Origin of the sequence: Gordonia sp. 852002-10350_SCH5691597, assembly GCF_001665715.1 — a bacterium.
GTDB lineage: Bacteria > Actinomycetota > Actinomycetes > Mycobacteriales > Mycobacteriaceae > Gordonia > Gordonia sputi.
In genome coordinates this window covers 1-17,206 of record NZ_LZMO01000084.1, presented here as the reverse complement: position 1 = coordinate 17,206, position 17,206 = coordinate 1, and the positions used below count along the sequence as shown (strand labels likewise).

Below are 17,206 nucleotides of genomic sequence, written 5' to 3'. Positions count from 1 at the left end.
GAACACAGTCCTCCTGAAACGACATGATCGCCGCAACCTCTCACCTGAGAGTGTTGCGACGATCATGTGAACCCGCCATTCGGTTGCGGGGCCCGCTGTTGTGTACCGAGTCGTCTCGCTGATGGACTGTCAACTCCCGGTCTGAATGTGTGTCAGATCGCTGGACGTGGGCGCTGCAGCACCCACATTCTTCGATTATGTCCACTTGTCAGCGGATTCCCGTAACCGCAACAACAACGGTGGAAATGAATAGAGTGACATCGACAGTGCACGATCCCACTCATTCCGCGACTCGGAGACCACCGCAATGTCGAAGAGCTTCTACCGTGTATCGCTTGGACTGATCATTGCGGCGGCCCTCGCCATGGGACTGCCCCCGAGTGCGCATGCCGACGAACGGCTCCCCATCGGCGTCCTACCGAAACCGGTCAGCTGCGCCTGGTTGACCTTCCCCGGACGTGCGGGTGCGTGGCCGGTTCCCCTCCACGCGCCGAATCCCGGAATCGGGCTACTGACAATGCCGCGTGCCGACGACCGTGTACAGCGCGCTCTTCCACCGAGAATCCATCTCCGGACCGACAAGGCGGGATTCAACTCGATCTGGCAGTACGCGCTTTTCGGCGGTAACCTCTACGCGAAATCTGCCAAGACACAGGGGGATTGGCGGATCGCGCCAGTTCCTCAGTGTTTACAGGGGCAGATGACCGGCTTGTCCGTCGACGGGAGTCGTCTCGTCGTTCTGGTGTACGGCGGCCGAATCGCCACCTTGGAATCTGCCGACGAGACACCTGAACTATGGTGGTGGACCACACGATTCGGTTCGCCGATCTGGCTCAACCCCGCTGGCAACAAGGTTCGACCCGACCAACGTGCATGGAGCTTCTCGTGGCTCGATCCGATCTACACGTCGGTGATCCCTTTCCGCCAAGAGGCGACGTGGACAGACACCGCGGGCCACAAACAGCCTGTCGGCGGCGCAGGTGTCACAACTGTCTACACACTGTCCAAGAACGGTAACCGGATCCACATCCTCGATCCATGGTTGCCCGGCGCAGACCCGCTCAAACCCAGCGACAAACGCTTCTCCGACGACTACAGCTACGAAATGCTCGGCCCGCTCGATGGACGGTTCGTATCGCGCAACCTGTCGTCGTCGGGTTCGACAACCTTCGTCATCAACGACTACGGCGACATGTATACACGCCTGTGGGATTTCGACATCTCCGGAGCCGACACCCTCTTCTTCTCCTACACCCCGGAGAACCAAAGGAATCTACAGGGCGCCCCGAACAACTTCGAGGGCTTCTTCGCACAGTATCCGTTCCTGCGCAGCGTCTTTCCGCAGGCCTACGCCAAGTTCCAATTGCCTCCTCCCGCCTGGGTCCGGCAGCCGAAGGTGCCCGGCGAGATCACGTCGGCCATCACCATCCGGCAAACCGGCTTCTCGTCAGACAAGCGCGAACTCCGTGTCGAAGGACGACGCAACGGGCAGAACGGATACTGGTACAAGCCGATCGACCCGAACACGTCGTGGTCGTTCGCGCCGGTCAGCGGCTACTCACTCGCGCGTCCACTACTCGACAACCAGGCGGGAGACACCAGCTCGCTCACGCTGGTTCCCGGCGCCGACGTGAACTACCGATACGCCGACAAGTCGGGATGGACGCTGACGACGCGCAATTTCGACTACGCGACCGACACCGCGAACTACGAACTCTGCGTCGACGGCACGTGCGCCAGCATCATCGGCTACCTCGCACCGACGCCCCGGCCTGGTTGGACACCCGAGGGACTGACCTCGTATCAGCGCCTCTACCAAGGGATGCTGGTGCTCGACAGCAAGGACCGCCAACGCGTCGACGCGAATCCGCGGTTGCGCGCGGCGGTTCGTTCACTCATTCCCAATCAACGCATGGAGAACATCATCGCCACCGCGAACACCTCACGGATGACGGTGTTCACCCTGGACCGAAAAATGGTGGAAATGCCCAGATTCCGATGAGCGAGCGCGACACAGAGCGGTCAGGGCCCCGCCCGGCAGCTCAGGTCAGCCGAGCAGACGCCAACTCTGCGCCACGCGTGAGGCTTTCGAGCTTGGCCCACGCGATCTGCGGATGGATACGACCGCCGAGTCCGCAGTCGGTCGACGCGACGACGTTCTCCGGCCCGACCAGGGTTGCGAAGCGTTCGATCCGGTCGGCGACGAGCTCGGGATGCTCGACCACGTTGGTTGCGTGACTGACGACACCGGGAGCGATCTTCTTCCCGTCGGGAAGCGTGACGTCCTGCCAGACCTTCCACTCGTGCTCGTGTCTCGCGTTGGCGCCCTCGAATGAGTATGTGCCCGCGTTGATCTCGAGCATCAGATCGACGAGGTGACGGAATTCGAGGTCGGTGGTGTGCGGCCCGTGCCAGCTACCCCAGCACAGGTGGAAACGCACCTGCTCGGCCGGAAAACCCCGCAGCGCATGATTGAGCGCTTCGACGCGGATGCGGGTGAATGCGAGATAGTCCTCGATCGTCGGTTCCGGGTTGATCTGATCCCAGTTCTCCGCGATCGACGGATCGTCGATCTGCAGGATGAGGCCCGCGTCGATGATCGCCTTGTATTCCTCACGCATGGCGTCGGCACAGGCCCAGATGAACTCTTCTTCGGTCGAGTAGTAGTCGTTGCCGATCCGCGATGCCGAGCCAGGCGAAAGCGATGTGATGAATCCTGTCTTCTGATCCGATTCGGCAAGCGCCGCTGTGAAATTCGCGATATCGGCGGCGATCGCGTCGTGACCTGTGTAGGTGACCGGACCGGTAGCAGTCGGGAACAGTGCTCCGCGCTCTCCCACCGCGATGCCGCTTTCCGGATCGTGATAGGCGTCGGCGAAGATCGTCCAGTCACGACGATCCGGAAAGGTGGTGAGCCTCACGTGGCCCGGCGTCGAACGTTTCGGTTCGTCAGCAAAGGGGCCGCCGTCGGTTAGTTCGAGGCCACCGAGCCGGTTGAACGAATACGACCACCAGGCACCGTAATCGACGTTGCTGGACATCGACTTTCCGTATTCGCCGTCGCCGGGAATTGTGATCCCCAGGTCGACCTGGCGCTTCACCAGCGCGGCGACCTCGTCGGCGAGCAGCGACTCGAAGTCTGCGCTCGTGTGGAGTTGGAGTCCGTCGGCTGACTCCTGACGTGCCTTGTTGGCATCGACGAGTCGCTTCGTGCGGGGAAGGCTTCCCGCCTGGGACGTGGCTATACCGGTCATCGGGATACTGCACACTTTCGATCGGTTCGGATGGCGTCCGCCCTACGATCACGCGTGCACGCCCACGAACCCTCATGTGCAAGAGCCCCACCCAGCCGGGTAGTCGGAGTGCCGCGCGCTCATCCTCGAGGCAGACAAACCGCCGGATACGGCGTATCCGGCACAGCGGCAAGTGATCGGACTCGTCGACGCGGCGGGGCGTCGACTCACCGTTGCGGGACAGTCCCGGATTCGCACCGGGTTCCCCTCGACACATTGTGGTGTCTCGTCATCCGCCCACGCGTCGGGGCTCCACACGGCCGGACGGACGAACCGACTGCACCTTCGAGGTTATCCGACCCCCGAAGGCAGGATCTGTGTGGATGGTGGGGTGTTGCGGCACCCCGCCATCCACACACGAGCACACGACCTACACCTGTGCGCCGACTACTTCGGTGGCATCCGGATTCCGCCGTCGACGCGGACGACCTCGGCGTTCATGTAGGAGTTGCTGACCAACTCGATGACCATCGAGGCGAGTTCGTCGGGCTCACCGAGACGCTTCGGGAACAGGACGTTCTTGCCGAGGTTGGCCTTGAATGCGTCGGAGTCGGGGCCCGAGCCGTAGATCGGGGTGTCGATCAGGCCGGGTGCCACGGTGTTGACGCGGATGCCGACGGCCGACAGGTCGCGCGCGACCGGGAGCGTCATGCCCACGACGCCACCCTTCGACGACGAGTACGCGGCCTGACCGATCTGTCCGTCGAATGCTGCGACGCTGGCCATCGACACGATCGCGCCGCGCTCTCCGGTCTCGGTGGGCTCGAGGCGGCTCATCGCGGTGGCCGCGAGACGAATCGCGTCGAAGGTGCCGATCAGGTTGATCGCGATGACCTTCTTGTACGCGTCGAGGTTGTGGGCCGAGGCGAACTCGCCGTCCTTGCCAACGGTGCGCTGCGCCCAGCCGATGCCCGCCGAGTTGACCAGCACACGGAGCGGGCCGAGCTCGCTCGCCTGATTGACAGCGGTCTCGATCTCGGCGGTGTCGGTGACGTCCACCGAGACGAACTCGCCGCCCACTTCCTTGGCCAGCAGTCCGCCCTTGTCGGCGTTGAGGTCGGCGACGACGACCTTCGCGCCCTTGGCGGCCAACTGGCGAACCACTGCGGCGCCGATACCCGACGCCCCACCCGTCACGATTGCACTTGCTCCGTTGATATCCACGTGGCCAGCCTACGACGAACTGTGTCGCGGATAACAGCGGGGCCGAGCGATCGCTCGGGAGCACGAATCGTCAGAGGTTCACAGAGCCCGATCGGTTCAGGGAGCCCGATCTGTTCACGGAGCCCAATCGGTTCACGGAGCCTGATCGGTTCACGATGCCCGATCGGTGAACATGGCGACGAGAAGGTCGCGCCGCCGCGAGACCAGTGCGGGATCGAGTCGGTGCCGACGAGCGAGCGTGCACATGCCGTGCAGGGAAGACCACAGCTCACTGCAGACGACAGCACTCGTCGCGCTCGTAGTCGCCGTTTCCCTGGCGTGAAATACCCGACGCGAGATACCCAGTCGACGCTCTCGAGAGCACAGTCGGCAATCCCGAGCGCACAGTCGGCAATCCCGAGCGCACAGTCGATGGTCAGACGCAGCGGACGATCGGCTCGGGGTCGTACTTCACGGTGCGTGTGTGCCTGCTGATCTCGGCGCCGGTGGCGGCGTCGGAGATGACCCGAGTGTTCGACGTCGTGAAGCCGCGAATCCCGTTGTCGGCCAAGCATTCGTCGCCGCGAGGCAACTCGACGACCGAGGGTGAGGTGTAGGCGTAGCGGTCGCCGGTGATCGACTCGACGTCGACCGTCTTGGTGCTCCACATGCGCACGATCACACTCGAGGGCGTCCATCCGGTCTCGATCAGGATTCCGTGGCGGGTGTTGTTCCGGAAGACGAGATCGATCGCGCCCTCGAAGACCGTCGCCTCACGCGCCTCCGGGTACCGCGAGATGTAGTAGCTGTGCTCGGTGTGGTCGACATCCTCGAGGCCCGCGAAGTACGACGCGTTGAACAGCGTGGTCGCGAACTGCGAGATCCCACCGCCGACCGCCTTCGACGGCCTGCCGTGATCGATGATCGTCGACGTGACGTAACCCTGCGCCTCACCGCGTGGACCGGTGTAGGAGTTCAACGAGAACGTCTCGCCCGGGAGCACCACGGCGCCGTCGACCTGCTCGGCCACCAGCCGGATGTTCTCGCCCGACGCCGACGAGAAGTCGCCCGTGGTGAACTCCGAGACCACTTCCTTCACACCGAGGCTCTTGGCCTTGTCGGTCGTCACCTTCGGTTTGCGTACCTGGTAGGTGGCGCTCACGGTGTCGGGGCGATCGTCGGCGAGCGCGGCGTCGACGATGGTCTGTGTTGTCTTTCGCCAGTCGATGCGTGCGCCGTCGCGGGCGGGCACCACCTGTGGGCTGCCGCCGCTCAGACGGAACGTCGCGCTGACCGGGGCCCGCTCGGTACGGGCGAGATCTGCGCCTACACGCTTCGACACCGCCTTCTCGTCGGCGCGTACGACGAGCCCGCCGCGACCGTCAGCCTCGAAGCGCAGCACCGAGCCGAGGTCGTCGGGGCTCAACCGGGTGCGCGCGCCGTCGGTTCCGGTGATCGCCAGCGACGCCGACGTCGCGCGGGTGGCCGGACCGTCGACAGTTCGACGCACCGTCTCCGCCGATACCGTCGGCGAGAACGGCTCCATGGGGAGGTCGATCGGGCCGGCGTCGTCAAGCCAATGATCGGCGAGCTCATCGGCAGCACGCTCACGTACGACGCGCAGACCCTTGCTCGGCATCTCGGCGACCGGAGTGGCACCGCGATACCGAACACCGCCCTCGACGGCGGCCTTCTCCAAGTCGGCCTTGCGCGCATCGAGCGTCGAGTTCAAGCGTGAGCGATCGACGTGGACGACCGGCTCGACGTCCTGGCTACGTCCGAACAGCGACGCAATGCGGTCGAAAAGACTCCGCGGTTGCCGCATCAGACGCTCGGTGGTCGCGTCGGCGTCGAAAGACAGCCCGAGTTCGTGCGGCGCCACCGCCGCGGTTCCCGACGGGGTCCTGATCGTGACGGGCTGCACGGCTCGCTTCTGCAGCTGCGTGAGCGCCGGGGTCAACTGAGTGCGTGAGAGGTTTCCGACGTCGAGGCCCGCCGTGGTCGCGCCGCGGGCCGAATGCGAACTCGTGACGACCAGATCGACGGCCAGAACCAAAGATGTGAGAAGCACCACACCGGTGATCAGTCGCGCACCGACACGTCGACGACGTGCGGAGGCGGTGAACACTTTGTCAGTCATACAGGACATTTCAGACGCGGGCGAGGTGGGCTCCGCTCGCTCCGTCAGGTCGAGCTCCGGGAGTGGGCGCTTCTGACCTGGGAAAAGCAGGCGCTCCGGTTGAGCTGTCGGGTCGGGGGTCTGACAGCTCAACCGGAGCTAACACGTATATCTACCCTGCTTCCCGATTCGTTACAGCCCGTTGGAAAACCTTTGACCGAACTGACAGGAAGGATGGTTCTCTAGGGAGGCTCGGTAGGAAGCCTCAGCCCTCGATGATCGCGGTGACGCCCTGGCCCCCCGCGGCACAGATCGAGATGAGCGCGCGTCCGCCACCGTTGGCCTTGATCTGCTTGGCAGCTTGGGCCACGATCCGACCACCGGTCGCCGCGAACGGATGGCCCGCCGCCAACGAGGAGCCGTTGACGTTGAGCTTGCTGCGGTCGATCGAGCCGAGCGCGGAGTCGAGTCCGAGTCGCTCCTTGCAGTACTCCTCGCTCTCGAACGCCTGCAGCGTCGCGAGGACGACCGACGCGAACGCCTCGTGGATCTCGTAGAAGTCGAAGTCCTGCAGCGTCAGGCCGTTGCGCTTGAGCAGACGCGGGATCGCGTAGGTGGGAGCCATGAGCAGTCCGTCGGGTCCGTTGACGTAGTCGACGGCCGCGGTCTCGGAGTCGACGAAGTAGGCCAGCACCGGCAGGCCCTTCTCCTGTGCCCACTCGTCGGACGAGAGCAGCACGGTCGACGCACCGTCGGTGAGCGGCGTCGAATTGCCTGCGGTCATCGTGGCGTCACCCAGCGAGACACCGAAGACCGGCTTGAGCTTGGCGAGCTTCTCGACGGTCGAGTCGCCGCGCAGGTTCTGGTCGCGGATCAGGCCCTGGTACGGGGTGATCAGGTCGTCGAAGAAGCCCGCGTCGTAGGCGGCTGCCATCTTCTGGTGGCTCGCCGCGGCCAGTGCATCCTGGTCGGCGCGTTTGATGCCGAATTCCTTGGCGGTGATGGCCGCATGCTCGCCCATCGACATGCCGGTGCGCGGCTCGCCGTTCTTGGGGATCTCGATACCGAGATTGGGCAGCGCCTTCAGAATCCCGAGCACCTGGTCCTTGGGCGACCGCGCACGGTTGACCTCCAGCAGCGACAGTCGCAGGTCCTCAGAGACACCGATCGGGGCGTCGGACGTGGTGTCGACGCCGCCACCGACCGCGACGTCGTAGCGACCGCGCGCGATGCCGTCCGCGACAGCCGTGATCGCCTGCAGGCCGGTGCCGCACGCCTGCTGGATGTCGAAGGCCGGGGTGTACGGCGAGAGCGGCGATCCGAGCACGCATTCGCGGATGAGATTGAAATCACGCGAGTGCTTGAGGACCGCACCGCCCGCGACCATGCCGAGGCGCTCGCCTTGGAGGTTGAAGCGGCTGACCAGGCCGTCGAGGGCCGCGGTGAACATGTCTTGGTTGCCGACCTTGGCGTATGCCTTGTCCTGGCGTGCGAACGGAATGCGGTTGCCGCCGAGGATCGCGACCGGACGCTCGTCGCGAGTCTTGGGTGTGTAAGCCACTTGGATCTCCCAGGGATGAGGGTTGACACTTATAGCGTATTCTTACTCCAGAGTAAGTTAGTTGTCGAACTGCTGCGGACCCCGGGTCCGTCGACTACCCGACAACTGACTCATCGATTCACCTGCACATGAGCCGCACATCACGATCAGAGGAGATTCACGTGGCTTCCAACGGAACCGCCGGTCTGTATTCGAGTTTTGTCCATTCCGGCCCCGGATCGTTCATTGCCAAGCAGGCAGGACTCCCGGTGCCCCCGAAACTGCGTCGGTACAAGCCGTCGGAGCCGCCGCTTCCGGGTCCGGTGCTGCTCGGCGGCGACGGCCGACTCGTCGAGCCGGTCCGCGAGATCCTCTCCACTCCTGACTACACCCTGATCCACAACGCGACCACGGGTCGCAGCGCCGACAAGTACGGCGGCCTGGTCTTCGATGCGACGGGCATCAAGAAGGCAGCCGACCTCAGCGCGCTGTACGAGTTCTTCCAGCCTGTCATGCGCTCGACGGCGGCCTGCGCGCGATTCGTCGTGCTCGGCACCACTCCCGAGCTCATCGACGACCCCGACGAGCACGTCGCCCAGCGCGCGCTCGAGGGCTTCACGCGGTCGCTCGGCAAGGAGTTGCTGAAGGGGTCGACCGTTCAGCTCGTCTACGTCTCCCCCGACGCCAAGACCGGTGTCACGGGACTCGAGTCGACGCTGCGCTTCGTGCTCTCGGCCAAGTCGGCGTTCGTCGATGCCCAGGTGATCCGCGTCGACGCCGACGATTCGGTCGCTCCCGCCAACTGGGACAAGCCGCTCGACGGCAAGGTCGCGGTTGTCACCGGTGCCGCGCGCGGTATCGGCGCGACCATCGCCGAGGTGCTGGCACGTGACGGCGCCCACGTGATCTGCGCCGACATCCCCGCCGCCGGTGAAGCACTCGCCGAGACCGCGAACAAGGTCAACGGCACCGCATTCCCGCTCGACGTGAGCGCACCCGACGCCGGCAGCAAGCTCGCCGAGCACGCACTCGAGCGTCACGGCGGCATCGACATCATCGTCAACAACGCCGGAATCACGCGCGACAAGCTGCTCGCCAACATGGACGAGGGCCGCTGGAACTCGGTGATCTCGGTCAATCTCGTTGCGCCGCAGTCACTTGTGAACGCGCTCGTGGAGAAAGACGCGCTGCGTTCCGGCGGCGCCGTCGTGGACGTCAGCTCCATCGCGGGCATCGCGGGCAATCGCGGCCAGACCAACTACGGCGCGTCGAAGGCAGGCGTCATCGGCCTCGTCGACGCCTATTCGCCGCTCCTCAAGAAGAAGGGCATCACCATCAACGCGGTGGCGCCAGGCTTCATCGAGACCAAGATGACCGCGGCGATTCCGCTCGCCACCCGTGAGGCCGGCCGCCTGATGAGCTCGCTGCAGCAGGGCGGCCAGACCGTCGACGTCGCGGAGACCGTCGCCTACTTCGCCAACCCGGCGAGCAACGCCATCACCGGCAACGTGGTTCGCGTCTGCGGCCAGGGATTCCTGGGGGCCTGATGAGCAAGACGATCACACTCGACGGCCCTCCGAGCACGCTCGACGTGTATTCGAAGGCCGTCACCGCCATGCTGCCGGTGATCGGCAAGTCGGGGTCGGTGCGTCCCGACACTCCGCTACCGGACAGGCGATATCGCCTCGAGAACGTGCGTGTCGACCCCGACCGCCTGCACGCGTATACGCTCGCGACCGGACAGCAGTACGGTCCGGTGCTACCGATCACGTACCCGTTCGTGCTGCAGTTCCCGCTCGCGATGAAGATCATGACCGACGGCGACTTCCCTTTCGGCGCAGTCGGTTCGGTGCATCTGGAAAACACCATCGAACGGTTCCGTCCGATCGGCGTCGACGAGCCGCTGACCATCGAGACGCATGCCGAGAATCTGCGCGAACACCGCAAGGGCATTCTCGTCGACATGGTGTCGGAGTTCAGCGTCGGCACCGAGCCGGTGACGCGCCAGGTGGCGACGTTCCTCTCGCAGCAGCGCACCAGCCTGTCCGACGAACCACGCGGCCCCGCGCCGCGTGAACAGGCTCCGCCGCCGCCGAACGCGATCCTGTCGGTTGATCTCGGCCGCATCCGCGAGTACGCCGCGGCATCGGGCGACCGCAATCCGATCCACATGAGCGATCTGAGCGCCAAGGCGTTCGGATTCCCCAAGGCCATCGCGCACGGAATGTGGAGTGCCGCAGCAGCAATCGCCAACGTCGAGCCGCAGCTGCCCGACCACGTCACCTACGCCGTGAAGTGGGGTAAGCCGATCCTGCTTCCGGCGAAGGTCAACCTCTATGTCCGACGCATCGACGGGGTCGGCGGGAAATCGTCCGGCAACTTCGACATCGCGATCCTCAACCGGCGCAAGGGTTATCCGTACCTGACCGCCACCACGCGAGGGGCGTGACCATCGCGGGCGGGTAACAGCACCAGAACTGCCGCTTCTCCGGGGTATCGGGGAGGCGGCAGTTTTGTGTTGCGACGCGGGTCGAGGACTGGTTGAGAGATTCGACCGACGTGAGACGTGCGGTCGCTACGCCGTGGCACCCTCGTCGCCGACGCCACCGCCCCGGCCGACGCCCTTCAGTCCGCGCCAGGTGATACCGACCAAAAGGTCTGTGGCAGTGTCGATATCGACATCGCCCTCCGAAATGCGGTCTGCGACAGCCTCTCCCGCACCGACGAGTGCAACAGCGGTCAGTTCGAAGTCGACGTCACTCGCGCCCTCGACCGTGGTGCCGCGTCGAATCAGTTCGGCGACCATGTCGGTGACGCGGTCGCGGCTGTCGCGGACGATCTGCGCGAAGTTGGCCGTGCCGATCGCCACGCGATAGAGCACCTTCCACGACTGCCGGTGCTGGTCGACGTATCCCAAGAACTCGCGGACCACGGTTCGGGCCTGATCGCGCTGTCGCAGAGTGGGATCGAAGCCGATCGCCATCGCGTCGATGAATCGTCCGGACTCACGCGCGATGCAGGCACTGAAGAGTTCGTCCTTGGAGCCGTAGTACAGGTAGAGCATCGGCTTGCTGATTTGAGCCTCTGCCGCGATCGAGTCCATCGACGTCTCGCGGAACCCGTTCTCTGAGAACACCTTCACCGCGGCGTCGAGCATCTGTTGCTCGCGAACCGCGCGCGGGAGACGCTTGGTTCCGCCTGCCATCGCTCATCTCCTCCGTGCGGCGCTGCCTACATGTGGGTTACCCAACAACTTTACCAGTGAGTAAGTTTCCCGGCGGCACAACCGGCACCGCCTACGAGATGTGCTCTGCCTCATTCCTGATTGCGAATGCGCAACACTCAGCAGCCCTACCCACGTCAGCGGCCCTCACCACCTCAGCAGTGCAGCACGCCCTTGGCCCGCAGAATCCGCACGACGGATCGGTCGACGCGAGCCTGCGTGAGCGTACCGGCGGTCACGGCGCTCTGCATCGAGTCGAGCACCGACGAGACGCGGTCGGTGGTGATCCACAGCGCGATGTCGCCACCGGCCTTGATCGACATCAGCGCGGCCTGCTCGATGGGGTAGCGCTCGCTGATCGCGGCCATGCCCGACAGGTCGTCGGAGAACACGACTCCGTTGAACGCAGGACCGCCGTAGGGCTTGCCCGTGCGCAGCATGGTCATCGCACGGGGACTGATGCTCGACGGCGTCTCCGGACCGGTCAGTCCCGGCACGATCAGGTGTCCGACCATCACACCCGCGTTTCCGGGGTTGCGCAGCAGCGTCTTGTACGGCACGAGGTCGCTGGTGATGAGCGACGACAGCGGCGGTGTGCGCACGACCCCGGTGTGCGAGTCGCCCGAGCCGTGCCCGTGGCCGGGGAAGTGTTTGTAGACGGGCATGATGCCCGCGTCCTCGAGCCCGGCGGCAAACGCGCCCGCATACTGCGTGACGACCTGCGGATCGTTGCTGAACGAACGATCACCGATCACCTCGTCGGCGCTCTCGTCGCTCACATCGGCGTCGGGCGCGAAGTCGACGGTGATTCCGAGCCGCTTGAGCTGACCGCCGATCGACGCCGCGAAGGTGCGCACCTGGGCGGGAGTCTTGGTCTGGGCCAGCTCGCGCGCCGACGGACTGTCGATACCCAGCGACGACAACCGCGACACGCGGCCACCCTCCTGGTCGACGGTCACCATCAGCGGGAATGGCTGCGAGCGTGACAGTCGGGCGGCGGCGCCGCTGGTCAGGATCGACTTGTCGGTCCAACTCCCGACGAAGATGCCGCCGATGTGCTCGCGTTGCACCACCTGCGTGGCGTCGGCGGTTCCCGTGACGCCGACGGCGATGAGCTGAGCGAGTTTCTGCCGCAACGTCATTTTCGACAGCTCCGAAGCACCACACGCATTGGGTGCCATTGCAGGCGACGACGCGGACGACGCGGGCACGCTCTGCGATGCGGGAGTCGACGCGTACGCCGACGTCGTCGACGATCCGCCACCGGACGAACTGGTCTGGCATGCCGTCAGCGTTGCGGCGACCGCGAGCACGACACCAGCCGTCCGGACACCTGTGAAACGTCGTCGATCAAGGCCCATGTACCGAGTCTGGCATGTACGATTCCCCCATGGCTGCGGGGTCGTCACCCTCCCCCACCGGCCCACTTGGCCCCGGTGGCGCTGACCAGCGCGAAAAGATCCAACCTTCCCGTTCCGGCCAGACTCTTCTGATCGCATACGACGGCTCTCCGAACGCCGATCGCGCCATCCGATACGCAGCACGCTTCCTCCAGGCCCGCGTGGCGCACGTCGTCACCGCGTGGGAGCCCGGTGCGATGAGCGCTCCCCGGGTCTCGTCGTTGGCGGCAGGAATGCAGCCGTATCTGGACACAAGGGCAGAAATCGAAGTCGACGAGGCGCTCGAGCGAGAGGCGACCGAGACCAACGCGCGCGGCGTCGCACTCGCGACCGAGTGGGGTTTGGAGGCCACGGGAACCCTGGTCGAAGCCGATTCGACGGTGTGGGCGGCACTCATCGCGGCCGCCGACTCGTTGGACGCCGATCTGCTGGTGACCGGTACCCGCGGCGCCACCGGCTTCAAAGCGCTCCTTCGCTCGTCCGTCGCAGAACGCGTACTCAAGCACTGTCACCGTCCGGTTTTCATCGTCCCCGCCAAGTGCGAGTCCGAGCCACGCCCAGAGATCACCATCTGAGGTTGACCGGCGAAATGGTAGTTTCGTCCGCATGCGCAACAACCGACTGATCGCCGGAGCCGTGGCTGGTATCGCCGGCATCATCGTCGGCCTGGGTGCGGTATTCCTCGGCGGAGCGATCGCGTCGGAGAACAGCCCGTCGACAGACGTCAACAACATCAACCCCAACAGCGGGTTCGTGCAGGGGTCCGTCGACTACGGCTCACGCCAGAACGCCGACGACAAGTGAGCGCACCTCGCATCGGACACTCTCGCATCGAATCACGCAGCATCTGAGGCTCCGCGACCGCTCACTTGGTCAGATGCATTCAACCGGTCGGATGCGCACTGGCGGTCGGATGCACACTGACGATCAGAGGCACACTGACGATCAGGGGCACACTGGCGGCCACGCGATGAGTCGACGCGGCGTCGGCGTCGTCTTCCTCGTGGCGCTGGTCGTCAGCCTGCTGCAGTCGCCGGGCCGGATCTCCGCCGACACCAAACTCGACCTCACCGCCGACCCGGTCGGCTTCTTGGCCAGGGCTGCTCACCTGTGGACACCGACCGCCCCGATGGGGCAGGTACAGAATCAGGCGTACGGCTACTTCTTCCCGCATGGCGCGTTCTTCGCCGTCGGCGAGTTGGCGCACATTCCGCCGTGGATCACCCAGCGTCTGTGGTGGGCGATCCTGCTGACCGTCGGATTCATGGGAATCGTGCGTCTCGCCGAACTGCTGCGGACCGGCTCACCGGGTTCACGACTTCTCGCCGCACTGGTCTTCGTCCTGAGCCCGCGGGTGTTGACGACGCTGGGTTCGATCTCGTCGGAGACACTGCCGATGATGCTCGCACCGTGGGTGTTGATCCCTGTGGTGCGGGCGCTCGACGCCGATCAGCCGTCGCCGTATCCGCTGTGGCGCGACGCGTGCCGGTCGGCGGTCGCGGTGGCGCTGATGGGCGCGGTGAACGCCGTGGCCACCCTCGCCGCGCTGGGCGTCGCCGTGGTGTGGTGGGTGATTTCGACAAGCTCAATCAGCGGGCGGAACTCATTCAGCGGGAGAACCCACCCGCTGGTCGAGCCGGGCGCGAGCGGAGCGAGCACCCGAGTCGAGACCACCCGCCGCGGGCTGCGCTTCGGCGTCGCGTGGGCGGGCGCGCTGGTGCTCGCGTGCACGTGGTGGGTGGTGCCGCTACTGATCCTGTCGCGCGTGTCGCCCCCGTTTCTCGACTTCATCGAATCCTCGCGTGTCACAACGGAATGGACGTCGCTCACCGAGGTGCTGCGCGGCACCAGTTCGTGGACTCCGTTCGTCTCGCCCGAGCGCATCGCGGGAGCCGTGCTGACGACACAGCCCGCGGCTGTGCTCGCCACCGGGACACTCGCGGCAGCGGGACTTGCCGGACTGTGCATGCGCCGCATACCGTTTCGCGGACGCTGGGTCGCCATTCTCGTCGTCGGCCTCGTCCTGATGTGCGTGGGCTATGCCGGTGGCCTGGGCTCACCGATCGCAGAACCGATCCGCGTCTTCCTCGACGGCCCCGGCGCCTTTCTCCGCAACATCCACAAGTTCGAGCCGTTCATCAGAATCCCGTTGGTCCTCGGATTCGCGCATTTACTCGCGCGCGTTCCACTACCCGGTACGGCGTCGGCACGAGAGACGTTCTCCGCGTTCGCACATCCCGAGCGCTCGCGCCCGGTCGCCGCGACCATGGTTCTCGTCGTCGCCCTGATCGGTGCGGGTTCGCTGGTGTGGACCGGGCAGCTGGCCCCGGACGGTACCTACCGCGCGATCCCCGGGTACTGGCAGCAGACCGCCGACTGGCTGCGCGACCATGCCAACGGGGATGACCCCGACGGCAATGATCCCGGCAACTCAGCGCATCCCGGTCGTGCGCTCGTCGTCCCGGGTGCCCCGTTCGCCGATCAGCTCTGGGGACTCACCCGCGACGAACCGCTCCAACCACTCTCGACGACGCCGTGGGCGGTGCGTGACGCCATACCGCTGACCCCGCCGGGGGCCATACGCGCCATGGACTCCGTGCAACGCGACATCGCTGCCGGACGTCCCTCACCAGGCCTCGCCGCGACTCTCGCGGGCCAGGGCATCGACTTCGTCGTCCTACGAGCCGATCTCGACCCGGAGACGTCACGGTCGGCCCGCCCCCTGCTCGCCCAGCAGACGCTCACGGGCTCACCCGGTCTTCGTCGTGTTGCGACGTTCGGGCCGCGCGTCGGCCCACCGTCGGCGAGAGGTGTGGTGCGGGACAACGGGTTACGCCCCGACATGCCCGCCATCCAGATCTTCGCGGTCGACCACGGCGGCAACTCCGACGTCGCGTCGTTCCCGGGTACCGGCCCGATACTGACGGACACGGCGTCGACAACCCGCATCTCGGGCGGCCCGGAATCAATTGCCGCGGTGCAAGATCTGCGTGCACGGCTCGGCATGGCCCCGCTCGGCCCCTCGATTCTCGAGTCCGACGCCGCCCGCGCCGGTCTCGGAACTGCCCCGCTCGTGGTCACCGACACCCCCGCCGACCGCGAAACCGACTTCGGCCGCGTCGACGACCACAGCTCGGCCATCCGGGCACCCGGCGATGCACGCAGAACCCAGAATGCCGCGCCCGACTACCCGGTCGACGATCAGCCCCTCGTCGAGGGACAGTGGCTTCTCGACAATGCGCCCGGCGAGGTATCGGTCTCGACGTCGGGCTCGGCGTCGGACGCCACCCAGCCGGGCCAGACGTCGCCCGCGAGTTCGCCTGCCGCCGCGTTCGACGGCGACACGTCGACGGCATGGGCGAGCAGCGGACTGTCGTCTGCGGTCGGGCAGTGGATGCGCATCGACTTCACCCGTCCGCGAAGCGATCTCGCCATCCGTCTGACCACGGCGAAGGCGCTCGGCGAAGACGTGTCGTCGATTCTGGTCACCACCGAGGCGGGTACGACGGTTGCGCAGGGCGTCGAGCCGAACAAGCCCGTGACGGTGACCGCACCCAGTGGTCCGACCCGCTGGATTCAGATTCGTGCCATCAGTACCGAGAATGGTTCTGCCGGAAACCAGTTCGCGCTCGGTGAGGTCGCGCTCACCGATCTCTCGTCGGGCATGCCGCTCACCATCCGCCACCGCATGGTGCTACCGACGCTGCAGGCAGATACAAAGGTGTCGAGTTGGGTTCTCTCCCAGGAACTCTCGGGCCGGTCGAGCTGTCTACTCGACAACACCCCACGCGATCGGGCCACCGATGTCGTGAGATGCGCTGGCGGACTGGGCCTCTCACCCGAGACGCCCGGGGTCATGACGCTCGCACTGTCGGTGCCGAAACCGACCAGCGTCGCACCCGTGATGGTGCTCCGACCGAAACCAGGCGATGCACTCAACGCACTGCTGGCGCGTCCGGGAGCTGTGACAGCGCGCGGGCCGTCGTCGGTGTCGGATCCGAGAGGCTCGGCACAGGCTGCGGTCGACGGCGATCCGACAACCGTGTGGACCGCCCGCGACGACGACAAGGACGGTGACAAGTCCGGCCGAAAGTCACGCCCCCGCCTCGACATATCGCTGCCCACGGCGCAACGCGTCGACCGCCTGCGCCTCGTGATGCCGCACGACTACCCTGCGGCGCCGACGCGCGTGTCGGTCGACCTCGGAACCGGCCCGCAGGAACACACCGTCGGAAGCGACGGCATCGTCGACCTGAACCCCGCATTCACTGACCATATTTCGCTCACAGTGCTCGCACGACGAGACCTCATCGACGTCAACAGCCTGGGATTCACCAGTGTCGCACCGACCGGGATTGCCGAGGTGCAGGTCGAACCCGCCCCGCAAGCACCTCCGCTCGACGATGCACGCCCGATCTCCGTTGGCTGTAACGGCGGTGTGGGAATCACGGTGTCGGGCCAGGTGGTCGGCATGCAGATCCAGACGAC

12 protein-coding genes and 1 riboswitch are annotated in these 17,206 nt (G+C 65.6%); of the genes, 6 read left to right on the top strand and 6 right to left on the bottom strand.

From position 1 onward, the window contains the following. Window positions 1–307: 307 nt before the first annotated feature. Window positions 308–2,002 (top strand): hypothetical protein, encoded by a 1,695-nt coding sequence (locus A5777_RS06020; RefSeq protein WP_064861974.1) that lies wholly within the window; start codon window positions 308–310, stop codon window positions 2,000–2,002. A 40-nt stretch (window positions 2,003–2,042) separates the two neighbouring features. Here A5777_RS06020 and A5777_RS06015 read toward each other — a convergent pair whose 3' ends face one another. The 4 genes from A5777_RS06015 to A5777_RS06000 form a co-directional block, all read right to left on the bottom strand. Further along, complete coding sequence (locus A5777_RS06015; protein ID WP_064861973.1) at window positions 2,043–3,254, bottom strand: cobalamin-independent methionine synthase II family protein; 1,212 nt, start codon at window positions 3,252–3,254, stop codon at window positions 2,043–2,045. A 150-nt stretch (window positions 3,255–3,404) separates the two neighbouring features. Continuing rightward, window positions 3,405–3,549: riboswitch (cobalamin riboswitch) on the bottom strand. Window positions 3,550–3,680: 131 nt separating this feature from the next. After that, entirely contained in the window at window positions 3,681–4,457 is a 777-nt protein-coding gene (locus tag A5777_RS06010) for an SDR family NAD(P)-dependent oxidoreductase (protein WP_064861972.1), read from the bottom strand. A gap of 415 nt (window positions 4,458–4,872) precedes the next feature. Next, a complete protein-coding gene (locus tag A5777_RS06005) occupies window positions 4,873–6,576 on the bottom strand; it encodes a VanW family protein (RefSeq protein WP_082933560.1) in 1,704 nt (567 codons plus the stop codon). 244 nt (window positions 6,577–6,820) lie between these two features. Continuing rightward, window positions 6,821–8,116: an acetyl-CoA C-acetyltransferase gene (locus A5777_RS06000; RefSeq protein WP_064861971.1), complete on the bottom strand. Its 1,296-nt coding sequence runs from the start codon at window positions 8,114–8,116 to the stop codon at window positions 6,821–6,823. 161 nt (window positions 8,117–8,277) lie between these two features. Here A5777_RS06000 and A5777_RS05995 point away from each other — a divergent pair, with 161 nt between their 5' ends. Then, a complete protein-coding gene (locus A5777_RS05995; protein ID WP_064861976.1) occupies window positions 8,278–9,642 on the top strand; it encodes a 3-oxoacyl-ACP reductase in 1,365 nt (454 codons plus the stop codon). Beyond that, window positions 9,642–10,544 (top strand): MaoC family dehydratase, encoded by a 903-nt coding sequence (locus A5777_RS05990; RefSeq protein ID WP_064861970.1) that lies wholly within the window; start codon window positions 9,642–9,644, stop codon window positions 10,542–10,544. The genes A5777_RS05995 and A5777_RS05990 overlap by 1 nt, the downstream gene beginning before the upstream one ends. Before the next feature lie 126 nt (window positions 10,545–10,670). Here the strand turns inward: A5777_RS05990 and A5777_RS05985 are convergent, their stop codons facing one another. After that, entirely contained in the window at window positions 10,671–11,300 is a 630-nt protein-coding gene (locus A5777_RS05985; RefSeq protein WP_064861969.1) for a TetR/AcrR family transcriptional regulator, read from the bottom strand. A gap of 173 nt (window positions 11,301–11,473) precedes the next feature. Next, window positions 11,474–12,679, bottom strand: a complete 1,206-nt coding sequence (locus A5777_RS05980) for a glycoside hydrolase family 3 N-terminal domain-containing protein (protein WP_197502304.1) — start codon at window positions 12,677–12,679, stop codon at window positions 11,474–11,476. Window positions 12,680–12,693: 14 nt separating this feature from the next. On the opposite strand from A5777_RS05980, the gene A5777_RS05975 reads away from it, so the two are divergent. From A5777_RS05975 to A5777_RS05965, 3 genes are all read left to right on the top strand, one after another. Continuing rightward, entirely contained in the window at window positions 12,694–13,293 is a 600-nt protein-coding gene (locus A5777_RS05975) for a universal stress protein (RefSeq protein WP_064861968.1), read from the top strand. A 31-nt stretch (window positions 13,294–13,324) separates the two neighbouring features. Continuing rightward, window positions 13,325–13,522: a DUF2613 domain-containing protein gene (locus tag A5777_RS05970; protein WP_005205438.1), complete on the top strand. Its 198-nt coding sequence runs from the start codon at window positions 13,325–13,327 to the stop codon at window positions 13,520–13,522. Window positions 13,523–13,688: 166 nt separating this feature from the next. Then, the coding region (locus A5777_RS05965) for an alpha-(1->3)-arabinofuranosyltransferase (RefSeq protein WP_064861967.1) at window positions 13,689–17,206 on the top strand (3,518 nt) is incomplete at its 3' end.